At 65.2% G+C, this 22,048-nt stretch carries 20 protein-coding genes; 13 read left to right on the top strand and 7 right to left on the bottom strand.

All coding sequences use genetic code 11. The features are described from left to right. Window positions 1-64 precede the first annotated feature (64 nt). The 8 genes from DCM79_RS19185 to DCM79_RS19150 are packed head-to-tail and all read left to right on the top strand — an operon-like array spanning window position 65 to window position 8,437. On the top strand, window positions 65-925 hold the full coding sequence (locus DCM79_RS19185; protein ID WP_257175828.1) for a xanthine dehydrogenase family protein subunit M: 861 nt from the start codon (window positions 65-67) through the stop codon (window positions 923-925). Continuing rightward, a complete protein-coding gene (locus DCM79_RS19180; RefSeq protein WP_257175827.1) occupies window positions 922-1,446 on the top strand; it encodes a (2Fe-2S)-binding protein in 525 nt (174 codons plus the stop codon). Before DCM79_RS19185 ends, DCM79_RS19180 begins: the two co-directional genes overlap by 4 nt. Next, on the top strand, window positions 1,443-3,818 hold the full coding sequence (locus tag DCM79_RS19175) for a xanthine dehydrogenase family protein molybdopterin-binding subunit (protein WP_257175826.1): 2,376 nt from the start codon (window positions 1,443-1,445) through the stop codon (window positions 3,816-3,818). Before DCM79_RS19180 ends, DCM79_RS19175 begins: the two co-directional genes overlap by 4 nt. A gap of 32 nt (window positions 3,819-3,850) precedes the next feature. Beyond that, window positions 3,851-5,092: an ABC transporter substrate-binding protein gene (locus DCM79_RS19170; RefSeq protein WP_257175825.1), complete on the top strand. Its 1,242-nt coding sequence runs from the start codon at window positions 3,851-3,853 to the stop codon at window positions 5,090-5,092. A gap of 10 nt (window positions 5,093-5,102) precedes the next feature. Further along, entirely contained in the window at window positions 5,103-5,978 is an 876-nt protein-coding gene (locus DCM79_RS19165) for a branched-chain amino acid ABC transporter permease (protein ID WP_257175824.1), read from the top strand. Next, on the top strand, window positions 5,975-6,973 hold the full coding sequence (locus DCM79_RS19160) for a branched-chain amino acid ABC transporter permease (protein WP_257175823.1): 999 nt from the start codon (window positions 5,975-5,977) through the stop codon (window positions 6,971-6,973). Before DCM79_RS19165 ends, DCM79_RS19160 begins: the two co-directional genes overlap by 4 nt. Continuing rightward, window positions 6,970-7,725, top strand: a complete 756-nt coding sequence (locus tag DCM79_RS19155; protein ID WP_257175822.1) for an ABC transporter ATP-binding protein — start codon at window positions 6,970-6,972, stop codon at window positions 7,723-7,725. The genes DCM79_RS19160 and DCM79_RS19155 overlap by 4 nt, the downstream gene beginning before the upstream one ends. Continuing rightward, window positions 7,718-8,437, top strand: coding sequence for an ABC transporter ATP-binding protein (locus tag DCM79_RS19150; RefSeq protein ID WP_257175821.1), 720 nt, complete (start codon window positions 7,718-7,720; stop codon window positions 8,435-8,437). Before DCM79_RS19155 ends, DCM79_RS19150 begins: the two co-directional genes overlap by 8 nt. A gap of 2 nt (window positions 8,438-8,439) precedes the next feature. On the opposite strand, the gene DCM79_RS19145 is transcribed toward DCM79_RS19150, so the two are convergent. From DCM79_RS19145 to DCM79_RS19135, 3 genes are all read right to left on the bottom strand, one after another. Further along, entirely contained in the window at window positions 8,440-10,449 is a 2,010-nt protein-coding gene (locus DCM79_RS19145) for a bifunctional diguanylate cyclase/phosphodiesterase (RefSeq protein ID WP_257175820.1), read from the bottom strand. A 342-nt stretch (window positions 10,450-10,791) separates the two neighbouring features. Beyond that, entirely contained in the window at window positions 10,792-11,949 is a 1,158-nt protein-coding gene (locus DCM79_RS19140; protein WP_257175819.1) for a hypothetical protein, read from the bottom strand. A gap of 322 nt (window positions 11,950-12,271) precedes the next feature. Beyond that, window positions 12,272-12,544 (bottom strand): hypothetical protein, encoded by a 273-nt coding sequence (locus DCM79_RS19135; RefSeq protein WP_257175818.1) that lies wholly within the window; start codon window positions 12,542-12,544, stop codon window positions 12,272-12,274. Between the two features lie 163 nt (window positions 12,545-12,707). Here DCM79_RS19135 and DCM79_RS19130 point away from each other — a divergent pair, with 163 nt between their 5' ends. After that, entirely contained in the window at window positions 12,708-13,517 is an 810-nt protein-coding gene (locus DCM79_RS19130; protein ID WP_257175817.1) for an extracellular solute-binding protein, read from the top strand. On the opposite strand, the gene DCM79_RS19125 is transcribed toward DCM79_RS19130, so the two are convergent. Both DCM79_RS19125 and arsC read right to left on the bottom strand, forming a co-directional pair. Next, window positions 13,491-14,189: an ABC transporter permease gene (locus DCM79_RS19125; RefSeq protein ID WP_257175816.1), complete on the bottom strand. Its 699-nt coding sequence runs from the start codon at window positions 14,187-14,189 to the stop codon at window positions 13,491-13,493. The two genes, DCM79_RS19130 and DCM79_RS19125, sit on opposite strands and share 27 nt — an antisense overlap. Continuing rightward, entirely contained in the window at window positions 14,186-14,557 is a 372-nt protein-coding gene (arsC, locus tag DCM79_RS19120) for an arsenate reductase (glutaredoxin) (protein WP_257175815.1), read from the bottom strand. Before arsC ends, DCM79_RS19125 begins: the two co-directional genes overlap by 4 nt. A 395-nt stretch (window positions 14,558-14,952) precedes the next feature. Between arsC and DCM79_RS19115 the strand changes: the two genes are divergently transcribed. From DCM79_RS19115 to DCM79_RS19100, 4 genes are all read left to right on the top strand, one after another. Further along, a complete protein-coding gene (locus tag DCM79_RS19115) occupies window positions 14,953-15,804 on the top strand; it encodes a 3-hydroxybutyryl-CoA dehydrogenase (RefSeq protein WP_257175814.1) in 852 nt (283 codons plus the stop codon). Window positions 15,805-15,936: 132 nt separating this feature from the next. Continuing rightward, window positions 15,937-16,401: a group III truncated hemoglobin gene (locus DCM79_RS19110; protein WP_257175813.1), complete on the top strand. Its 465-nt coding sequence runs from the start codon at window positions 15,937-15,939 to the stop codon at window positions 16,399-16,401. Window positions 16,402-16,662: 261 nt separating this feature from the next. Continuing rightward, window positions 16,663-17,316: a ubiquinol-cytochrome c reductase iron-sulfur subunit gene (locus DCM79_RS19105; protein WP_257180795.1), complete on the top strand. Its 654-nt coding sequence runs from the start codon at window positions 16,663-16,665 to the stop codon at window positions 17,314-17,316. A gap of 128 nt (window positions 17,317-17,444) precedes the next feature. Beyond that, the gene (locus DCM79_RS19100; protein WP_028137808.1) at window positions 17,445-19,169 is read left to right on the top strand and encodes a methanol/ethanol family PQQ-dependent dehydrogenase; all 1,725 of its coding nucleotides are present in this window, start codon (window positions 17,445-17,447) and stop codon (window positions 19,167-19,169) included. A gap of 253 nt (window positions 19,170-19,422) precedes the next feature. Here DCM79_RS19100 and DCM79_RS19095 read toward each other — a convergent pair whose 3' ends face one another. Both DCM79_RS19095 and DCM79_RS19090 read right to left on the bottom strand, forming a co-directional pair. Next, complete coding sequence (locus tag DCM79_RS19095; protein WP_257175812.1) at window positions 19,423-19,680, bottom strand: hypothetical protein; 258 nt, start codon at window positions 19,678-19,680, stop codon at window positions 19,423-19,425. A gap of 54 nt (window positions 19,681-19,734) precedes the next feature. Then, window positions 19,735-22,047, bottom strand: coding sequence for a molybdopterin cofactor-binding domain-containing protein (locus tag DCM79_RS19090; protein WP_257175811.1), 2,313 nt, complete (start codon window positions 22,045-22,047; stop codon window positions 19,735-19,737). Between the last annotated feature and the right edge of the window lies 1 nt (window position 22,048).

Here is a 22,048-nt window from a genome sequence, read left to right as displayed (position 1 = left end):
GAGACCAGATGGTTACAAATCTGGCATCCCGGCTGATGAGCCGAGGGATCTCGAGGAAACGGCAGTGAAGGCGAGGGCTTTCAGCTATTTTCGTGCTGCGACGATCGACCAGGCGCTGGATGCTCACGCACGCGCCGGCGACGACGCGCGCTACATTGCGGGCGGCCAGAGCCTCGTGCCGGCGCTGTCGCTGCGGCTGCAGGCGCCGCGGCTCCTCGTCGATATCACTCATATCGACGAGCTGCGCGGCGTCAGGCGCGAAGGCGGCAGCTTGCGTATCGGCGCACTGACGCGCCATTGCGAAATGCTGAGCGAGCCGCTGATCGCCGAGTTCGCGCCGCTGTTGCATGCCGCCGCGCCCTTCGTCGCCCATCCCGCGATCCGCAACCGCGGCACCTTCGGCGGCAGCGTCGCACTCGCCGATCCCGCGTCCGAATTTCCGGCGATGACGCTGGCGCTCGATGCTGAGATCGAGATCGCCGGTCCCTCAGGCCGCCGGCGCGTCAAGGCCGACGATTTCTTCATCGACCTGTTCGAGACGGCGCTGCAGCCCGGCGAGCTCATCACCTCGATTCATGTCCCGCTGTTCAAGGCCGATCAGCGCTTCGCCTTCGACGAGCTGGCGCGGCGCCGCGGGGATTATGCGTTGGTCGGCTGCGGAATCTTGGCAACGTGCCCGGGTGGCCGCATCGAGGACATTCGCATCTCGTTTTTCTCCGTTGGCAATACGCCGACCCGGGTGAAGGGGGTTGAACGTACCCTGATCGGTTCGCGTCTCGAGGCGGAACGCATCACTGCGGCGCAAGGCGCGCTCGACGGCGATCTCGCGCCGCCGGATAGCGACGAGGTGCCGCCGGCGATGAGGCTGCATCTCGCCCGCGTGCTGCTGGGCCGCCTGCTCGGACGTCTTGGAGAGGGCGCATGAGCGGCTTCGACGAAACCCTGCAGGATGAGGCCGAGGCGCCGGTGCGCGTGCGCTTCGTCGTCAACGGTCGCAAGGTGGCCTGCGAGGTCGCACCGCGCGACACGCTGGTCGATTGCCTGCGCGACAAGCTCGAGCTGACCGGCACGCATGCCGGCTGCGAGATGGGCGCCTGCGGTGCTTGCCTGGTCCAGCTCGACGGCCGCGCTATCCATTCCTGCCTGATCTACGCGGTGCAGGCCGATGGCGCGAGGATCGACACCATCGAGGGACTGTCGGAGGGCGGCGTGCTCGCCGACCTTCAGGCCGAATTCCATCGCCGCAACGCGCTGCAGTGCGGCTTCTGCACGCCGGGCATGCTGATCAATGCGCAGGAGCTGCTGTCGCGGGTGGCAGAGCCGGGCCGTGGCGAGATCCGCGATGCGCTGTCGGGCAATTACTGCCGCTGCACCGGCTATGAGGCGATCGTCGATGCCATCGACGCTGTGGCGAAAGCGCGCAGCAAAGGCGGAGTTGCGACATGAGCGCGCCCCTGACCTCGCTCGACCGCCCGAACTCCTATATCGGCCGTTCCGTGCCGCGGCCGAACGCCAAGCGCTTGCTGGCTGGGCGCGGGCGCTATGTCAGCGACCTCAAGCTGCCGCGCATGCTCCACGCCGCGTTCCTTCGCAGCCCGCATGCGCACGCGAAGATCGTTGCGATCAAGACCGACGCGGCGCGCGCGGTCGAGGGTGTGCATCTCGTTGCAACTGGGGCCGACTTTGCCAGGATCTGCACGCCCTGGACTGGGACGCTCGACCATTTCAAAGGCATGACCTCTACGCCGCAATGGCCGTTGCCGCTCGATCGCGTGGTCTGGGCGGGGCAGGCAATGGTTGCCGTCGTCGCCGAGAGCCGGGCGATCGCCGAAGATGCGCTGGAGTTGATTGAGGTCGACTACGAGGACCTTCCCATCGTGGTCGACATCGACGGCGCGCGCAAACCCGGCGGGCCGGTAATCAATCCGGGCAGCGCCAGTAACGTTTGCTTCCGCAGCCAGCTCGACAGCGGCACCGTGGACGACGCTTTTATGCATGCGGCCCATGTGGTGGAGGAAGAATTCACCTTCGGCCGTCACACCGCGGTGACGCTTGAGCCGCGCGCGCTCGTCGCGGACTACGATCCGTCGGCGGGCATGCTCACCGTGCACCACGGCACGCAGACGCCGTACCAATTCCAGGATCTCTATTCGCGCCACTATGGCATCCCGGAAGCCCGGGTCCGCGTGATTGCGACCGATATCGGCGGTTCCTTCGGCATGAAGCTACATGTCTATCACGAGGACATGGCGGTGGTCGGCCTATCGATCCTGCTCGGCCGGCCCGTGAAATACGTCGCCGACCGCATGGAGTCCTTCGTCTCGGACATCCACGCCAGGGACCACCGCGTTCGAGCGCGGATGGCGCTCGACGCCAAGGGCGAAATCCTGGCGATGGATGTTGTGGACCTGACCGCGATCGGAGCGTTCTCGACCTATCCGCGCACCAGCGTGGTCGAAGGCAACCAAGTGATCCGTCTGATCGGCGCGCCCTACCGCTTGACGAACTATCGCGCCGCGCTGGAGGTGATCTTCCAGAACAAGGTGCAGACCAGCCAATATCGCGCCGTAGGTCATCCCATCGCCTGCGCGGTCACCGAGCGGCTGGTCGACATGGCAGCGAGCAAGATAGGGCTCGATGCCTTCGCCATCCGCGAGCTGAATGTCATCCCCGACGACGCCTATCCGCAGACCTCGCCGACCGGCTATCGCTTCGAGGCGCTGTCGCATCAGGCCTGTCTCAAGCGCCTGCACGAGATGATGGACTATGACGGCCTGCGCGCCGAGCAGGCCGATTTGCGCAAGCGCGGCATCTATCGCGGCATCGGCATTGCGGCTTTCGTCGAGATCACCAATCCGAGCCCGGCTTTCTATGGGGTCGGCGGCGCGCGCATCTCCTCGCAGGACGGCGCGATCCTCAGCCTGACGCCGTCGGGCGAGGTTCGCTGCCTGATCTCGGTCACCGAGCAGGGGCAGGGCACGGAGGCGATCATCAGCCAGATCGTGGCGGACCAACTCGGTGTTGCTCAGGACCACGTCAGGGTGATTACCGGCGACACCGAGGTCACGCCGCATGGCGGCGCCACCTGGGCCTGCCGCGGTGCCGGCATCGGGGGCGAGACCGCGCTGCAGGCGACGCGCGTGCTCAAGCGCAACATCCTGGAGATCGCCGCGCTCATTCTCCAGGAGCAGCCGTCGGCGCTCGATATCATCGACGGCGAGGTCGTGGACGTTGCGACGGGCAAGCCGCGCCTGCCGATCGCCGAGATCGCGCGCATTGCCTATTTCCGGTCCGACACGCTGCCGCCGGGCGCGCAGGCGCAGCTCACCGTGAGTCACCATTTTGCCCCGCAAGGCTATCCCTTCGCCTTCACCAACGGTATCCAGGGCTGTCTCCTAGAGGTCGATGTCGAGACCGGGCTCATCAAGCTCCTGAAGCATTTCATCGTCGAGGATTGCGGCCGGATCATCAATCCGATGCTGGTCGACGAGCAGCTCCGCGGGGGCATCGTGCAGGGGCTGGGCGCGGCGTTGTTCGAGGAGTGCCGCTACAGCGACACCGGCCAGCTCATGAACGGATCACTCGCCGACTACCTCGTGCCGATGCCGATGGAGATGCCGGACATCGTTATCGCCCATGTTGAGACGCCGACCGCCGACACCGTGCTCGGCGCCAAGGGTGTTGGCGAGGCCGGCACGGCAGCGGCCTCGGCCTGCGTGCTCAACGCCGTCAACGACGCGTTCGCGCCGTTCGATGCCACGATCAATTCGATTCCGATCACGCCTGCGAAGATCCTGAAAGCCCTGAAGCGCTTCTAGACCAGACAATTGAAAAGACATTGGAGGACATCATGCCCAACTCCGTTTCGACCCCGAAGGTAACCCGCCGTACCGCACTCGCCGGCCTCTCGGCCGGCGCGGCTTTGCTGGCCATGCCCCGGATCGGCCGCGCCGCTGACGAGACCATCCGCATCGGCTTTCCGACGCCGCTCACCGGCCCATTTGCCGCGGAAGCGCGCGACCAGGTCAAGTGCGCCGAGCTCGCCGTCAAGCTCGTCAACGACAAGGGCGGCATCGGCGGCCGTAAGGTCGAGCTCCTGGTGCGCGACGACAAGCTCAACGCCGGCGAGGCCGCGACCCGCACCCTCGAGCTGATCGAGAAGGACAAGGTTCACGCCGTGGTCGGCGCGCTCTCGAGCGCCGTGCAACTCGCGGTCAACGAGGTCACCCGCGCCCGCGGCGTGATCTACGTTTCGATCAGCCAATCCGACACCATCAACGAAGCCAAGGATTTCAGCAAATTCACCTTCCACGAGGCGCTCAATCCGCACATGACGACCGCGGCTGTGGCGCGGCAGACCCTGAAGAAGGGCATGAAGGTCGCCCATCTCGTCGCCGACTATGCTTACGGCCATGAGATGCTGCGCGGCTTCAAGCGCGCGCAAGCAGCGATCGGCGCCGATAGTGTCGGCGAGATCCTGCATCCGTTCGGCGCTGCCGACTATTCCACCTTCATGCCGCGCCTGATGTCGATGCGGCCGGACGTGCTCTGCATCTCCAATTTCGGCCGCGACCAGGCCAATGCGATCAAGCAGGCGGTCGATTTCGGCGTCAAGCAGCAGATGAAGATCGTTGTGCCCGTGATCCTGCACAACCAGCGGCTCGCAGTTGGCCCCGACGTGTTCGAGGGCGTGGTCGGCGGCGCCAATTATTATTGGGGCCTGGAGGCGCAGAGCAAGTCGGCCGCAAGCTTTAACGCCGCGTTCAAGGCCGCCAATGGCGGCGCGATCCCGACCGATTACGGGGCCTATGGCTATTCCGGCGTCGGCTCCTTGCTTGCCGCGATGCAGGCCGCCGGCGGCACCGACACCGACAAGGTGGTCGATGCGCTGGAGAAGCTGCAATATGATCTGACCAAGGGCCCGCAGCACTACCGCAAGTGCGACCACCAGTCGGTGCAGTCGGTGCTGGTGCTTGAGTCCAAGAAGAAGTCGGCGATGGCGAACGAGAACGATTTGTTCGCCGTTCTCGCCAACGAGGCCGGCTCCGACGACATGCTGCGCAGCTGCAGCGAGCTCGGCCACGCGACCTGAAGCCTGTCCGATGGACCTGTCGCTGATCATCATGCAGCTTCTCTCCGGGATCGCCCTTGGGTCGGTCCTGGTGATCACGGCGCTCGGGCTGACGATCGTGTTCGGCATGCTCGGGGTGGTCAATTTCGCCCACGGTGCGCTGTTCATGATCGGGGCCTATGCAGGGCTGTATCTGGCCTCGCTCACCGGAAGCTTCTGGTGGGGATTGCTGCTCGCTCCCATTTTTATCGGCGTCTTCGGCATGCTGATCGAGTTCGTCCTGATCCGCCGGCTCTATGGACGCTCGATCGATGATCCGCTGCTGCTCACCTTCGGTCTCAGCTACATCCTGGTCGAGGGCGTGCGCATCGTGTTCGGCAGCGACGGCATTCCGTTTCCGACCCCGCAGCAACTGATCGGCGTGCTCGATCTCGGCATCGGGTTCTTCCCGCGCTACCGGCTTTTCGTCATCGTGCTGGTGGCGGTGGTGCTGCTGGCGCTTTATCTCGCACTGGAGAAGACTCGTATCGGCCTGATCGTGCGCGCCGGCGCCCGCGATCCGGTCATGATGCAGGTGCTGGGTGTCGATATCGGGCGGGTGTGGCTTGCGATCTTCGGCCTCGGGGTTGGGCTTGCTGCGCTGGGCGGTGTGCTCGCCGGGCCCATGCGCAGCGTCAATCCGGAGATGGGTTCGCTGGTGCTGGCCGAAGCCTTCGTCGTCACCGTGATCGGCGGCCTCGGCTCGATCGTCGGAGCGGTCGTGGCCGGCCTCATGGTCGGCATTTCCATCAGCCTGGTGGCGCTGTTCGCGCCTGAAATGGCGACCATCGTCATGTTCGCGTTGATGGCGGTGGTGCTTCTGATCCGCCCGCAAGGCCTGTTCGGCGTCAGGGGGAGGACGGCATGACCGGACCTTCGAGCGGCGGGGTGCTCGCCAAGCCCGCACCGAGCCGCCTCGGCCGGATTCTCGACCACCGCGTGCTGCTCTCCATCGCCGTTCTGGCGCTGTTGCCATGGCTGCTGCCGTCCAAGGCGCTGGCCGTCAACGTCCTGATCTACGGCGTCGTGGTGATGGGCTACAATCTGCTGTTCGGCTACACCGGCCTTTTATCGTTCGGGCAGGCCGCGTTCTTCGGTGCAGGGGCTTATTTCACCGGCATTGCGATCGGGCGCTACGGGGTGCCGTGGTTTGCGGCGGTCGGCCTCGCGGTGTGCCTCAGCACCTGCCTTGCGGCCCTGATCGGGCTCATCTCGACACGCACCCGCGGCATCTATTTTTCCATGGTGACGCTCGCCCTGGCCCAACTGGTCTACTACGTCGCGCTGCAGGCGGCCTCGATCACCGGCGGCGAAAACGGCCTGCGCGGCTTCACCGTCGACCGCATCAGCCTGTTCGGCTTCTCGGTCAATTTCCTCGACCCCGTCAATAAATACTACGTGCTGATGGTCTTCGCGGGCTTGGCGATGTGGTTCCAATCACGCATCCTGAACTCGCCGTTCGGCGCCGTCATCGAAGCGATCCGCGAGAACGAGCAGCGGGCACGGGCCTGCGGCTACGACGTCGAGTGCAGCAAGCTGGTGGTGTTCATGCTGTCGGGCGCGATCTCCTCGCTCGGCGGCTGCATGCTGGCGCTGCATCTGTCGATCGTGCCGCTCGACATTCTGCACTACCAGACCTCGGGCATGATCGTGATGATGGTGCTCCTCGGCGGCGCCCGCAGCTTTTTCGGGCCCTTCGTCGGCGCGGCGAGCTTCCTGATCCTCGAGGACGTCATCTCGCTGTGGACGCCGCATTGGCAGATTTTCGTCGGTGCCATCTTCGTGCTGTTCGTGCTGTTCCTGCCCAAGGGCATCTGGGGCACGTTGCTAGATGCGGTTCGCGTCGGAAAGGCGCGGCCATGAGCGGCGAGCTGCTTCGCGCCGAAGGGATCGGCAAGCGCTTTGGCGGCTTTGTCGCGCTCGAGGAGATTACCCTGTCCTTTGCGGCGGGACAGCTGACCTCGATCATCGGCCCGAACGGGGCCGGCAAGAGCACGTTCTTCAACATCCTCTCTGGCGCGTTGACGCCGACATCAGGCAAGCTGCATTTTAGAGGCCGCGAGCTGAACGGCCTGCCGCAGCACCGCTTCGTGCACCACGGCATCTCGCGCTCCTACCAGATCACGAACATCTTTCCGGACCTGTCGGTGCACGAGAATGTCCGCGTCGCGGTCCAGGCGCTGACCGTGAGTTATGACATCTGGCGGAATCGCGCCCGGCTGACCGAATTGCACGCGCGTGCCGACGCGGCGCTCGAGTCGGTCGGACTGCTCGCGAAGCGGAACGAGCTGGCAAAATTCCTCTCGCACGGCCAACAGCGCGCGCTGGAGATCGCGATCGCACTGGTCTCCGAGCCGGAACTGCTGCTGCTCGACGAGCCGACGGCCGGCATGGGGCCGGAAGAGACCAAGGACATGGTCGCGCTGCTGGAGCGGCTCGCCGACAAGCGGACCGTGTTGCTGGTCGAGCACAAGATGAAGATGGTGTTGGGCCTGTCCAAGCGCGTCGTGGTGCTGCATCACGGTCGGCTGCTCGCCGACGGCGCGCCCGACGAAATCAGGAGCAATCCGGACGTCCGCCGCGTCTATCTCGGACAGAGTGAAGGCTATGGCTGAGACCGCATTGCTCGAAATCGAGAACCTCCACGCCTGGTATGGTGCAAGCCATATCCTCCACGGCATCTCGCTGCATGTGAAGGAGGGCGAGGTGGTCGCCTTGGTCGGCCGTAACGGCGCCGGCAAAACCACGACCCTGCGGGCGATGATGGGCTTGATGCCGAGGGCCGAGGGCCATGTGCGCTTCGCGGGCAGGGAGCTGCTACCGCTGCGGGCCCATCAGCGCTTCCACCTTGGCCTCGCTTACGTGCCCGAGGAACGGCGTATCGTGCCAGGACTGTCCGTGCGCGAGAATCTGCGGCTCGGCCTCGTCGCCGCCCGCCGTGAGATCGAGGAGCGTGCCGCAATCGACGAGATCGCCGAAACCTTCCCGCGCCTGAAGGAGCGGCTCGACCAGGAGGGCGTGACGCTCTCGGGCGGCGAGCAGCAGATGCTGGCGATCGCGCGGGCGCTGATCGCAAGACCCAAGATGATCCTGCTGGATGAACCGTCCGAGGGCATCATGCCGGTGCTCGTCGAGGAGATGGGCGTGCTGTTTCGCCGTCTGCGCGATGAAGGCAAGACGCTGCTGCTGGTGGAGCAGAACGTCGAGTGGGCGCTGCGCCTGGCAGATCGCGCGGTGATCATCGACCAGGGCGCGGTGGTGCACCAGAGCAGCGCTGCGGCGCTGCTCGCGGACAAGGACGTCCAGGAACGCTACTGCGCGGTTTGAGATCAGGCCACGACCTTGGCTCCGCGGCCGTCGAGACGCTGGCGTTCGTTCGCCAGGTACTCGGCGATCGCATCGGCCGGCATGGGTTTGGCGAAATAGTAGCCCTGGATGAAATCGCACCCGAGCCGGCGCAGGCTGTCGAGCTGGGCACGGGTCTCGACGCCCTCGACGACGCAGGCGATCTCCATGTCGTCGCAGAGGCCCGCAAGCGATTTGATGATCTTGTGGCTCACCGGATTCTCGTTGATCTCGGCGACGAAGCTGCGGTCGACCTTGATCTTGTCGAGCGGCAATCGGTGCACGTGGCTCAATGACGAATAGCCGGTGCCGAAATCGTCCAGCGAAATGCCGCAACCCATCGCCTTCAGCGTGGCGATCGACTGCTGCGCGCGGACGAAATCGAAGGTGACGGCAGTCTCGGTGATCTCGAAGTCGATCCGGCGGGGCGACAGACCGCTTTTCTCGATGATCGAGATCAGCGGCAATATGCCCTCGGCGGCACAGACGTCGTGAGCGGACAGGTTGAACGACAGGCGGAGGTCGTCGGGCCAGGTCTTGGCCGTGGCGAGGGCGCGCGCCAGCAGCGCCTGTGTCAAAGGACGGATCAGGCCGATGCGCTCGGCGGCGGGAATGAAGTCGGCCGGAGAGACCCAGCCCAGACGGGGACTGTGCCAACGGGCCAGCGTCTCGAAACCCGCGGTGTGCTCGCTCATGGCATCGACGATGGGCTGGAAAACCAGCTCCATCTCGGCGCCGAAATCGGAGGTGCGCAACAGATTCTCGATCACGCCACGGCTGCGAATCTCGGCCTCGAGCTCGCTCGAGAAGATCACGGTGCGGCCGCGCTGATGGCGCTTGGCGTGATAGAGCGCATAGTCGGCGCATTCATAGAGCGCTTCCGAGGTCGTCGCGGAGTTCGGGAACGATGCAAAACCGATCGAGCAGGACAAGCCGGTATGAGCGGTGTCGAGGTGGTAGGGCAGCTTGACCCGATCGCCGATGCGCTCGCCGAGCCGCATCAGGTCCGCGTCATCGGGGTCGCCGCAGACGATGAGGCCGAACTCGTCGCCGCCGAGCCGGGCGAATTCCACGCGCTGCGGGCCGAAGCCCTCGCAGACCTCGCGGATGCGCCGGCCCGCCTCGATCAGGACGCGGTCGCCGACCGAGTGACCGTAATTGTCGTTGATCGGCTTGAAGCCGTCGAGGTCGATGATCCCGACCGCGACGCGGACGTGCCTGCGCTCGGCGTCGGCAAAGGCGCTCGACAGCTCGGCGAAGAAGCGGCGGCGGTTCGGCAGCTCGGTGAGGGAATCGAGATTGGCGAGGCGGAAGTTCTCGTCCGAGAGCGCCTGCGTCGCCGCCTGTTGCGCAAGCAGCGACTTGCGGCTGGCGACGAGATCGGCGAAATCGCGGTAATAGATGAACAGCACCGTTACCATCGCGCCGGAAACCAGGAGGTTGTTGACGGCCGTCGCCTTCAGCGTCGGCTCGCCCGTGGCGAAGAAGAACAGCACATAAGGCACGTCGACGATCAGCGTCACGATCAGCGCCGCCGAGCGCAGATGCATCAGCGAGAAGATGCAGCCGATCACCGTGACCGCCATGTAGAAGGCGACCTGGCTCTTGGCGAAGGGATCGCCGTAGGGATAGAGCGCGAAGGACCAGGCGGTGAATCCGGCGCTGATCGGCAGGGTCAGCCAGTTGGTCGCGCGCAGATTGCGCAGGATGTCGGCGTCGCTGCGCACCAGATGACGCTGGCGCAGCCACCAATAGCCGCGCAACCCTGCGAGCACGGTCAGCACGCCGGGCACGATCATCGTCAGCCAGTCCGGCGCCACGTTCACGTAGGTGTAGGCCACCGCGATCGTGTTGCTCATGAGGATGAAGTAGAGCAGCGGGACCTGCTTGGAGAAGGCGCCGAACTGCGCGCGCATCAGATCCGGATTGTCGGCCGGAACGCGAAACAGCCGAACTGCGGCGGCGAGAAGAGACTTCAAATCTGCAACAGGCATTGAAAATACGAGCCCCGGCTACCCTGAAAACGCCGGCGATCTTGCATGACGGGGGTAAAGGGCGCGTTAGATTGATGCGTACCGACGGACAGGCTCGGGTCGGGCGCCACAGCGTCTCTTTCGTTCGCGGGCGTCGGTGAGGCGGCGTTAACGATAAGGGGCCGCAGAAGCGGGCGCATCGGCTGCAAAGTCCGGCAAGAAGCCGCTGCTACGTTCTGCTAACCATGCGTGTCGGCGCAACGTGATGCCCCACCTCTCCTCGCCGGGCAGGGTAATCGCATAGGGGCGATCTCCCATGTCGGAGTATCAGCCGAGCACATCTTTGGTTGCAGGAGTAGAGGATCAGGCCAGAGCGGCCTGACGCTCCCGGCCCGGTTCGCGGACTCGCTCGAGTTTCGCAGGCTCGGCGAGCCGCGTGAAACTGCGCTGGCTCGCCTGCGCGGGGCCCTCGACAATGACGCCCTCGCAGACGATCTGTCCGCCGAGCATCCTGAATTCCAGCTTGTCATAACGCGGCATCGTCTCGCCGGGGGCGGGTGGCAGCAGCCCGACGCTTCCCTGGATGTTCAGCGTGGCTTCGCCGGTGCCGTGAAGCCGCAGATTCCACATCCTGATCCCGCTTTCCGCCCAGCGTTGCCGGATCAGCGCGGTGCGATCGAGGGGCTCCGCGGCTCTCGCGCGAACCTTCGGCGCGCTGCGGACTTCCGGAGCAGGCGAGACGAGCGCCGGAGCAGGCGCGATCTCGGTGATGACGCTGGCCGTGTCGGTGGGGTCGTGCTCTGCGGCCACCGCTGCGACGGGCGCAGCACTTTCCGCAACTACCGGCGCGATGGCAGCCGCATCGTCCGGCGAGGGATCGCTGCCGAAGTCGGTCTCGGAGACAGGCTCTGCCAGAACTTCGGCGTCGGCAGACGTGACGCACGGCGCGTCTCCGCTTCGCTCGACGTCCACGATGGCATCAGAGGAGCGATCGTCGTGGACAACAAGGGCGGGGCCATCAAGCGGATCACGCCCGACCGCGACGGGCGACAGCGAAGTCTCCACCGCGGCGACGGCCTCGGCCACGACCGGATCGTTGCTGATGGCTGGTTCGGGAGCATCTTCCGCCGTGGTTTCGATCTCGGCTGCCGAAGCCTTTTCTTCGACGACCGGCTCAATGTCGGACGGTGTGTGCCGGGCGGAATCGTCGCTGGAGACGGCCTCGGTCGGCGCTGCCGGTGGGCTCTCCGCGATGACGGAGATCGCGGCATCATCCTCGGCGGGCGGAGCTGCGGACTCGCTTTCGGCCTCGTCGAGGCGCGAGGCCTTGCTGATTTCGGCGACCTGAGTCGAAGCGACTTCCGCGATGTCTTGCGCTGGCACGTCTTGTGCCGGGACGTCTTGGATCTCAATGACGGGTGAGACGTCTGCCACGGCCGGCGTTGCATCAATGCTGCCGCCCTGCGGCACGGGCCGAAGCCGGGTGAACGCCCATTTCACCGCAGGGATGCGGCGCAGCAACGATATCAGTCTCGAAAGCACTAGGCGTTGTCCAAGAGATACTCGGCGTGAGGCAATCGCTGATTCGCCAGCAATGTGAAAAACTGCCCCGGCCGTCACACCTCTGTCAATGTAGCCGAGATCAATTGCAGAACATCAAACAGGGCGGTCGGTGCCGGTGGGTGACCTGATGAAGTGTCAGTCATCACCGACAGACCAATCGCCGTGAAGTCCGAGCGTCATCGGCCGCCGCCGACGTGACGCGCCCACGATATGGCTGCGCCGTGTCAAGCACGCGCCTTCGAAGGCGAAGGACGGCGAAGCGGAATTTTCGATCTTCCGACTATTTGCCGGTGCCCGCGCTGCCGCCGGTCTGGCCGCCCGTGCTGTTGGTGTTAGTGCCGCCGGCTGATGGTTGCTGCGCACCCTTGCCGTCGCTGGCCTCGTTCTGCATGTTCGACGAGCGTCCGGTCGTCATGCCCTTGGTGGCGGGACCTCGCGAGGAGGGGCCGACGTCGCTCTGGCCCGAGGCGCCCGGGGTGGGTTGTGTCTGCGCGACGGCACTACCGGTCGCCAGCGCCATGATGCATGCCGATGCCAAGACGAGCTTCTTCATGGGATTCTCCCTGACTATACATCCCAGACAATCCGCCTGCGCCAGCGACGTTCCTGACGAATTGCGGCCATCGCTTCAACCCTGAGCGGTTGAACGTTGGGGGTTCCCGTTGGCGTTCCAAACGGCTATTGAGGGACCGTCATCCCTTGTCTGGAAACCACCCATGAGGAAGATCGCCACCCTTGGAGCGCTGCTGCTCTGGTCCACCCTCGCGTTTGCGCAGGAGCGCACCATCACGGTTGCTTCGACCACCTCGACGGAGCAATCAGGCCTGTTCGGCCATCTGCTGCCGCTGTTCGAGAAGGCCGAAGGCATCAGGGTGAAGGTCGTCGCCGTCGGCACCGGCCAGGCGCTGGACATCGGCCGGCGTGGCGATGCCGACGTCGTGTTCGTCCATGACAGGCCCGCCGAGGACAAGTTCATGTCGGAAGGGCAGGGCGTGAAGCGCTTCGACGTCATGTACAACGACTTCATCATGGTCGGGCCAAAGAGCGATCCGGCGCGGATATCCGGCAGCAAGGATGTGGTCGAGGCGCTGCGCAAGATCGCGGCCGCGAAGGCGCCGTTCGTCTCGCGCGGCGACAAGTCCGGCACGCATGCGGCCGAGCTGAGGCTGTGGAAAGAGGCGGGAGTCGACCTCAACTCCGGCAAGGACAGCTGGTATCGGGAGATTGGTCAGGGCATGGGCCCGGCGTTGAACATGGCGTCGTCGTCGAACGCCTATGTCCTGTCGGACCGCGGCACCTGGCTTTCGTTCAAGAACCGAGGCGATCTCGCCATCCTGACCGAGGGCGACAAGCGGCTCTTCAACCAGTACGGCGTCATGCTGGTGAGTCCCGAGAAGCACCCGAACGTGAAGGCGAAGGACGGGCAGGCCTTCATCGACTGGCTCGTCTCATCGAAGGGGCAGGACGCGATCGCCGGCTACAAGGTCGGCGGCGAGCAGCTATTTTTCCCCAACGCGTCCCACTAGCACGAAGGCGACGGTCGATACCGCGACGCTGAGCGCGAGCAGGATCAGTCCGAGTCCGAGCGCCAGCGGCAGGTCGCCCTTGCTGGTCTCCAGCGCGATCGCCGTCGTCATCGTGCGGGTGAAGCCGCGGATGTTGCCGCCGACGATGATGATGGCGCCGACCTCGGCGATGGCGCGGCCGAACGCCGCGAGAAAGGCCGTCAGCAGCGAGGCCCGGCCGAGCGCGAACAGGAGCGCCAAGCTGCGCAGGGCCGACAGCCCATCGATCCGCGCCAGGTCGCCATACTCCGCCCACAGCAGGCTTGCGGGTCGGTGCACCAGGGCGACCACGATGGGCGCGGCCAGCAGCGTCTGCGCGATGATCATGGCGGCCGGCGTGAACAACAGCCCGCCGGCCCCGAGCGGGCCCGACCGCGACAGCAGCAGGTAGAGCACGAGCCCGACCACGACCGGCGGAAGGCCAAGCAGCGCATTGGTCAGCACGATGATCACCTGCCGCCCGCGGAAACGGGTGATCGCGAGCAAGGCTCCGATCGGCGCGCCGATCATGAGAGCAATGATGCTCGCGGTCAGGCTGACGCGCACCGACAAGGTGACGATGCCGAGCAGCTCGGCGTCGGCTTCGCCGATGAGCGAGAACGCAGCGCCAATGGATCGTGCGAAGTCGTTCATCCGGCCTGACGCTGTTGCGCCGGCAGCAGATCGAACACCCGTTCGGAGGGACGGCAAAGCCTGACGCCCTTCGGCGTCACGACGATCGGCCTGTTGATCAGAATCGGATGCGCCATCATCGCGTCGAGCAGCTGATCGTCGGTCAGCGCGGGGTCGTCGAGCCCGAGCTCTGCGTAAGCGGGGGCCTTGTCGCGAACCGCCTCGCGCACCGAGATCCCCATGCGTGCGATGAGCTGCTGCAGCAATGCCCGCGATGGCGGTGTCTTCAGATATTCGACCACATGCGGCTCGATGCCGGCGTTTCGGATCGTCGCGAGCGTCGTGCGCGACGTGCCGCATTCGGGATTGTGATAGATGATCACGTCCATTCGAAAAGCCCCCACGCTCAGCCGCAGCTGAGCTGCTTCCGGACCCTCGCGCGGTCTCGCCGCGGCGAGCCGGCAACAGGCCTGTCGCGGACTAGACCACGATTCACGGCGCAATTTCCAGAAGCGGGCGCCGCGTGGTCCCATTCGTGGAGCTCAACGGCGATCCGAAGCGTCCGGGCCGGCCGTCCCTCCGCCGGGCCAAATTCGAGGTCAAACCGCTTGCCGGGCGGCAAAATCGTGCCGATTCGCGGTCGTGGGCGGCTTTATTCCGGCCCCGGATGCTTTAAGGAGAGGGCGGATCAGGTCGCAGTCGCGTTGTGGCGGTGCTAGACCCTGGTGCAGGAACAATGGGCCGTGCCGCCCGGTGCGCCCGCAAGGATGAAGGATATGAGGCAATGATCCAGACCGTTGGCATCATCGGGGCAGGGACCATGGGCAATGGCATCGCGCAGGTCTGCGCGGCGGCCGGACTCTCGGTCGTGATGGTCGACATTTCCGATGCGGCCGTGAACCGCGGGCTTTCGACCGTCGGCGGCAGCCTCGAACGCCTGGTCAAGAAGGAGAAGATGTCGGCGGCCGACCGCGACGCCACGCTCAAGCGCATCACCGGTACCACCGACCGGGCGAAGCTGTCGGATTGCGACCTGGTCATCGAGGCCGCGACCGAGAACGAGGAGCTCAAGGTCAAGATCCTGAAGGACCTCTGCGCCGCCTTGTCGCCGCGCACGCTGGTCGCGACCAACACCTCGTCGATCTCGATCACCAAGCTCGCCGCCGCGACCGACCGTCCCGATCGCTTCATCGGCATGCACTTCTTCAACCCGGTTCCGGTGATGGCCCTGCTGGAGCTGATCCGCGGCCTGCAGACCTCCGACGACACCCATGCCAAGGCGCTCGATTTCGCCAAGCGCGTCGGCAAGGTGGCGATCACCGCCAAGAACAGCCCGGGCTTTGCCGTCAATCGCATCCTGTGCCCGATGATCAACGAAGCGATCTTCGCGCTCCAGGAAGGGATCGCGACCGCGGAAGAGATCGATGCCGGCATGAAGCTCGGCTGCAACCATCCGATCGGGCCGCTCGCTCTGGCCGATCTGGTCGGGCTCGATACCATGCTTTCGGTGATGGAGGTCTTTTACAAGGGCTTCAACGATCCTAAATACCGGCCAGCGCCACTGTTGAAGGAAATGGTCGATGCCGGCCATCTCGGCCGCAAGACCGGGCAGGGCTTTTACACCTACAGCGCCTGATCAGGCGGCCGGCGGCGGGCATTCGCGTTCGCCGCCGGATCCCGCACTTTGCGCTGCGACAAAGACGCCGCGCGCAACTGGCCCGACAATGTCGAGCGGACCCGCGGGAACAACGGAACGGACACAGAGGATATGTCGGATCGACTGAAGGCCGAGCGCGAGGCGGCGGCCGCACGGCGAAGCCTGTTGACGCAGGATGCGATCGAGCGCACCGGGATCACCGAGGAGATGATCGCGGAACTCGTCACCCGCTTCTACGGACGGGTGCGCGAGGATGCAAAGCTGGGTCCGGTGTTTGGCGTCGTGCAGAACTGGGACGAGCATCTCGCCAAGCTCAGGGATTTCTGGTCCTCGGTGGTGCTGATGAGCGGCCGCTATCACGGCTCGCCGATGCGGGCGCATCTGCCACTCGGCTTGGCTGGTGACCATTTCGACCGCTGGCTCGATCTGTTCGAGCAGACCGCGCGCGAGGTCTGCCCGCCGCCAGCGGCCAGCCTGTTCATCGACAAGGCGCGGCGCATCGCCGACAGCTTCGAAATGGCGTCGGCAACCGTTGCCGGTTCGATCGCCGCGCCGCGCCACGTCCTCAGGCCCTGACGACACCGGCTGCCTCCAGCGCATGAAGAGCGGTCGCGCTGCGTTTGCGCAGCGCGACGAAAAGCGCACTGCACCAATTCCGTCATCATCGGTCTGATCTGCAAAATCATCATGCCGATCGCGCGGCGTGACGTTGCAATCGCGAAAACGCTTTGGTTGCATTCGGTCTTGCTCAATCAACGCGAGCAAAGCCATATTGATGCACTGCGGTGCCAATTCTTCGCCTTGTTTTCGGCAGAGTTCCAGCGCCTGCTTGTGAACATGTCCCGCGCATCGTTCACCACCAATTTCACATCGTCCGAAAACTCCAGGCAGCCCGATGCCGAGGTCGATGCCGAGCAGACGCGGCGAACGGTCCTGCTCGGCGCGCTCGCCGTCACCGCCTGCCTCGGCTGCTCCGCGCATGCGCGCGCAGGTGAGGATCCGCCCGGATCCGACGAACGGCCCCAGAAAGGCGATGTGCTCGTCTACTCCCAAGGCGACAAGGAGGGAAAGCTGATCACCGCGGCCGATCTGAACGCCGGCGGACCGCCGGTGCATGCCTGGCCGAAGGATCCCAACACATCGGTCGTGCGCAGCGGCTCGCGGCTCAACGAGATCCTGATCATCCGCCTCGATCCCGCCGAGCTCGACGAGAAGACCCGCGCGCGGGCCGTCGAGGGCATCATAGCCTATTCGGCGATCTGCTCGCACGCCGGCTGCCCCGTCACCGCCTGGGTGAAGAGCGATGTCGGCGACAAGGAGGTGTTCAAATGCATGTGCCACAACTCCGAATTCGATCCGCGCGCCGGCGCGCAAGTCGTGTTCGGACCGGCGCCGCGACGGCTCGCGGCGCTGCCGCTGGCGCTGGCTGACGGTTCGCTCAGCATCGCCGGCAATTTCATGGGAAAGGTAGGTGGCACGCAGCCAGGATGATGGACGGTTGCGGGCCCGGCCCGCGTCACGAAAGGCCGCATCCGCCAACGGCGGGCGGGGGACGAACGACAAGAATTCACAACAAGAATTCAGAACGGATGAAAAGGGGAACGTCCATGACAACTTCCATGACCAGGAAGCAATGGTTACTGTCCGGCTTCGTCGCCTTCACGTGTCTTGCATCCACTGCCGCCGTGTCCGGTCCGATCGAGAACTACTCGCCGGTCACCGCACAGCGATTGGAGAATCCGGAGCCGAAAAACTGGATGCTCTACCGGCGCACCTATGACGGGCACGGCTACAGTCCACTGGACCAGATCAACACCTCGAACGTGAAGAACCTCACGCCGGTCTGGACCTTCGCCACCGGCGTGGTCGAAGGCCACCAGGCGCCGCCGATCGTCAACAATGGCGCGATGTTCGTGACGACACCGATGGGGCAGGTGATCGCGCTGAACGCGAAGACCGGCGACGAATATTGGCGCTACAAGCGGCAGCTCCCTGACGATCTGTTCCAGCTGCATCCGACCAACCGGGGCGTCGGCTTGTGGGAGGACAAGCTCTACCTCGCCACCACGGACGATCACGTGGTCGCACTCGACGCCAAGACCGGCAAGGTGGTGTGGGATACCAAGGTCCAGGACTACAGGAAGGGCCAGTACTTGACGCTGATGCCGTTGATCGTCGACGGCAAGGTCATCGTCGGCGGCTCCGGCGGCGAGTTCGGCGTGCGCGGCTATGTCGTTGCCTATGATGCCAAGGACGGCAAGGAGCTGTGGCGGACCTACACCATCCCCGGCGAAGGCGAGCCCGGTCACGACACCTGGCAGGGCGACGATTGGAAGAACGGCGGCGGTTCGGCCTGGATGACCGGCAATTACGACAAGGAGACCAAGACGATCTATTGGGGCGTCGGCAACGCCGCGCCGTGGCCCGGCGACTCCCACCCCGGCGACAATCTCTACACCTCCTCGGTGCTCGCGCTCGATCCGGACACCGGCAAGATCAAGGCCTACCACCAGTATCATCAGAACGATTCCTGGGATTGGGACGAGGTCGAGGCGCCGATGCTGATCGATCTGCAGCGCAACGGCCGCACCATCAAGAGCCTGGTGCATCCGGGACGTGATGCCATCTTCTGGGTGCTCGAGCGGACGCCGACCAAGATCAATTATGTCGCCGGTTGGCCGTTCGTTCATACGGACGTCTGGAAGGGCATCGACGAGACCGGCAAGCCGATCGTGGATCCCGCGCACAAGCCGGTGATGGGCAAGCGCGTCGAGTTCTGTCCGTCGCTGTGGGGCGGCAAGGATTGGCCGTCGGCTGCCTATAGCCAGAGGACCGGCCTCGTCTACGTGCCTGCCAACGAGAATTTCTGCGGCGGATTCACCGGCGAGAAGGTCCCGCTCAAGCCAGGCGAGCTCTGGCTCGGCACCAAGCCGGAAGACATCGGCCTGAAGACGAGGCCGGGAGCAGATCATTTCGGCGAGCTCCAGGCCTGGGATCCCGCCACGGGCAAGAAGGTGTGGCAGCACAACTTCCCCAAGTCGCAACTGTTCGGATCGGTCACGGCGACTGCCGGCGACCTCGTCTTCGTCGGCGGCACGAACGACCGCAACTTCCGGGCCTTCCACGCCAAGACCGGCGAGCTCCTCTGGGAGCAGAAGACCAATTCCGGCATTGTCGGCATGCCGGTGTCCTACGAGATCGACGGCACGCAGTACATCGCGATCCAGTCGGGCTGGGGCGTGGACGCGCAGCGCATCCAGGACGCGCTGGTGACCAACAATATCGGCATCGAAGCCAATGTGCCCCAAGGCGGCGTGGTCTGGGTGTTCGCATTGAAGAAATAGCTCCGCGGGCGGATCGAAGACAGCGGAGCAGCAGGGGGGTGGGAATGCGGCGGACGGCAACGTCCGCCGCATTTTTGTTTGTATACTGCGATTGCCCGCGGGCCGCATACGCGTCGTCACGCCCGGGCCTGTGCCGCCTGCGCGGCCGTAGCCGCCTCGGCGCGGCGAAGGGCCGGGCGTCTACGTTGTGCCACGGCAAAGGCCGGTGCATGGCCGGGATAAAGCCGGCCAGAGGCATGAGGGTCGCAAAAGTTTACTTGCCTTGGCGATCCACCTTGTCCTTCTCCTTCTGGTTCATCTCCTGAACCTTCGGATCCGGATTATGCTGGCCGGTGGTCTGGGTGGTCGAGGCGGGCGGGGCATTGGCGTTGGGCAGTGAGGTCTGGTCCGGCGTGCTGGGACGGGTGGCCGAGGTCGGCGGCGCGGTATTGCTCTGGGCAAATGCGCCTGCGGCCGTCAAAAGAAAGGCGCTCGACAGTGACACTGCGAGCGCCTTTGAGAGGTTTGTCATCGATCTGCTCCTGTCAGATCGATGGAAACGGCGCGAGGCCGCTTCCGTTCCGTCCTACGCCTCCAGCTGCTTGCCGATCGGCAAGCTCCGGATACGTTTTCCCGTCGCCGCGAAGATCGCGTTGATCAGCGCCGGCGCGAAGGGCGGGACACCGGGCTCGCCGACGCCGCTCGGCGGCGTGTCGGGTCCGGGCGGCACGATGTAGACGTTGGTCACCGCAGGGGACTCGTCGATCCTGACGAGCTGGAAGTCGTCAAAGTTCTTCTGCTGCACCTTGCCGTCCTTGAAGGTGATCTCGCCGTATTTCGCGAGACTGAGGCCCATGATCGCCGCGCCCTCGATCTGCGAGGCGATGCGCTCGGGGTTGACATAGGTGCCGCAATCGATCGCGGTGTCGACCCGGGGCACCGTCAGCTTGCCCTTGTCGTCGACAGCGACCTCGACGATGGTCGCGATATAGCTGACGAAGCTGCGGTGCACTGCGATGCCCAGACCGTGGCCCTTCGGCACCTTGCGACTCCATTCGCCCTTCTCCGCGACCAGATCGACCACCTTGCGCAGGCGCGCCGTGTCGATCGGGTAGCTCTCCTGGGGCTCGCCGTAGTTCCAGAGGTCCTTCACGTTCGGCTTGACGATGCGAGGCGAGCCGATCAGCTCGATCAGCATGTCTTTCTGGTCGCGGCCGGTCGCCTGCGCGATCTCGCCGACCATCGATTGCACCGCGAAGGCGCGCGGGATGTTGGAGACCGAACGGAACCAGCCGATGCGGGTGCGCGCGGCTGCCTCCGGATTCTCGCAGGAGATGTTGGCGATCTCGAACGGCAGGTCGGCGAGGCCCATGCCGATCTCGAACGGGGCCTGATGCACGGCGCCGGCGGCAAAGGTCGAGGCGATGCTGGGAGCCACGCTGCGGTGGCGCCAGGCGATCACCTTGCCGTTCTTGTCGAGGCCGGCCTCGATCCGCTCGACCGAGACGGTGTGCAGGAAGCCGTTGTGAATGTCGTCTTCGCGCGTCCACTGCACCTTGACCGGCGCGCCAAGCTCCTTCGACAGCAGGGCGGCTTCGAGCGCGAAGTCGCATTTCGACTTGCGCCCGAACCCCCCACCCAGCAGCGTGACATTGACCGTGACATTGCCTTCGGGAATGCCGAGCGTCTTGGCGACGTCCTCGCGGGTGCCGCCCGGGCTCTGCACCGGCGCCCAGATCTCGGCCTTGTCGCCCTTGACGTCGGCGACCGCCACCGGCGGCTCCATGCTGACATGAGCAAGATGCGGCAGGTAGTACTCGCCGACGATCACCTTGTCCGCGCCCTTCAAGGCCGCCTCCGCGTCACCCTCCTTGCGCACGACGAGGCCTGGCTTGCGCGAGGCCTCCTCGAGCTCCTTGCGATAGGCGACCGAGTCATACTTGCCGTTGGCGCCGTCGTCCCAGGTCAGCTTCAATGCGTCGCGGCCCTTGATCGCCGCGCCGGTGTTGCGCGCGATCACGGCGACGCCCCCGAGCGGCTGGAATTTCGACGGCCACGGCCAGCCTTGAACCTTCATCACCTTCTCGACGCCGGGGACCTTCAGCGCCGCGTCGGGATCGAACGAGACGAGCTTGCCGCCGGTCACCGGCGGGCGCGCGATCACGGCATATTTCATGCCCGGCAGCCGCACGTCGGCGCCGTAACGCGCCTTGCCGGTGGTGATGTCGTGCAGATCGACCATGCCGATCTGGCCCTTGGTGAGGTAGCGGAAGTCCTTGGGGTCCTTCAGCTTGAGGCCTTCGACTGCAGGCACCGATTGCTTGGCGGCGTCGGCTGCGAGCTCGCCGAAGCCGAGCTTGTGGCCGCTGGCGCTGTGGACGACCTCATGATTGACCGCCTTGACCTCGGTCGCCGGCACGCCCCAACGCTTCGCCGCAGCCTGCTCCAGCATGGTGCGGGCAGCGGCGCCGATCTGGCGCATCGGGATCAGATAGTGCCGCGTGCTGCGTGAGCCGTCGGTGTCCTGGTTGCCGAACTTGACCTCGTCGCCGTGGGCCTGCTGCACCTTGACCCTGTTCCAGTCGGCCTCCATCTCCTCGGCCACGATCAGCGGCAGGCTGGTGCGCACGCCGGTGCCCATCTCCGATCGGTGCCCGACGATGGTGACGATGCCATCCGGGGCGACCGAGACGAACACGCGCGGATCGACCACGACGCCGTGCGGCATCTTGCCGGCGCCGGTCTCATAGGCGAGCGCCTGGCGCGACATCACGGGGGCGGCGAGGACGAAGCCGCCGGTGACGCCGAGCCCCTTCAGGATGCTGCGGCGCGAGATCTTCTCGACCCTGATATGCTTCTCGAAGCCGCGAAGCTTGCGGGGATTGTCGATGAAATTCATG

The organism is Bradyrhizobium sp. WBOS07, assembly GCF_024585165.1.
In the GTDB taxonomy this organism is placed as follows: domain Bacteria; phylum Pseudomonadota; class Alphaproteobacteria; order Rhizobiales; family Xanthobacteraceae; genus Bradyrhizobium; species Bradyrhizobium japonicum_B.
This window is presented reverse-complemented; position numbering and strand designations above follow the sequence as displayed.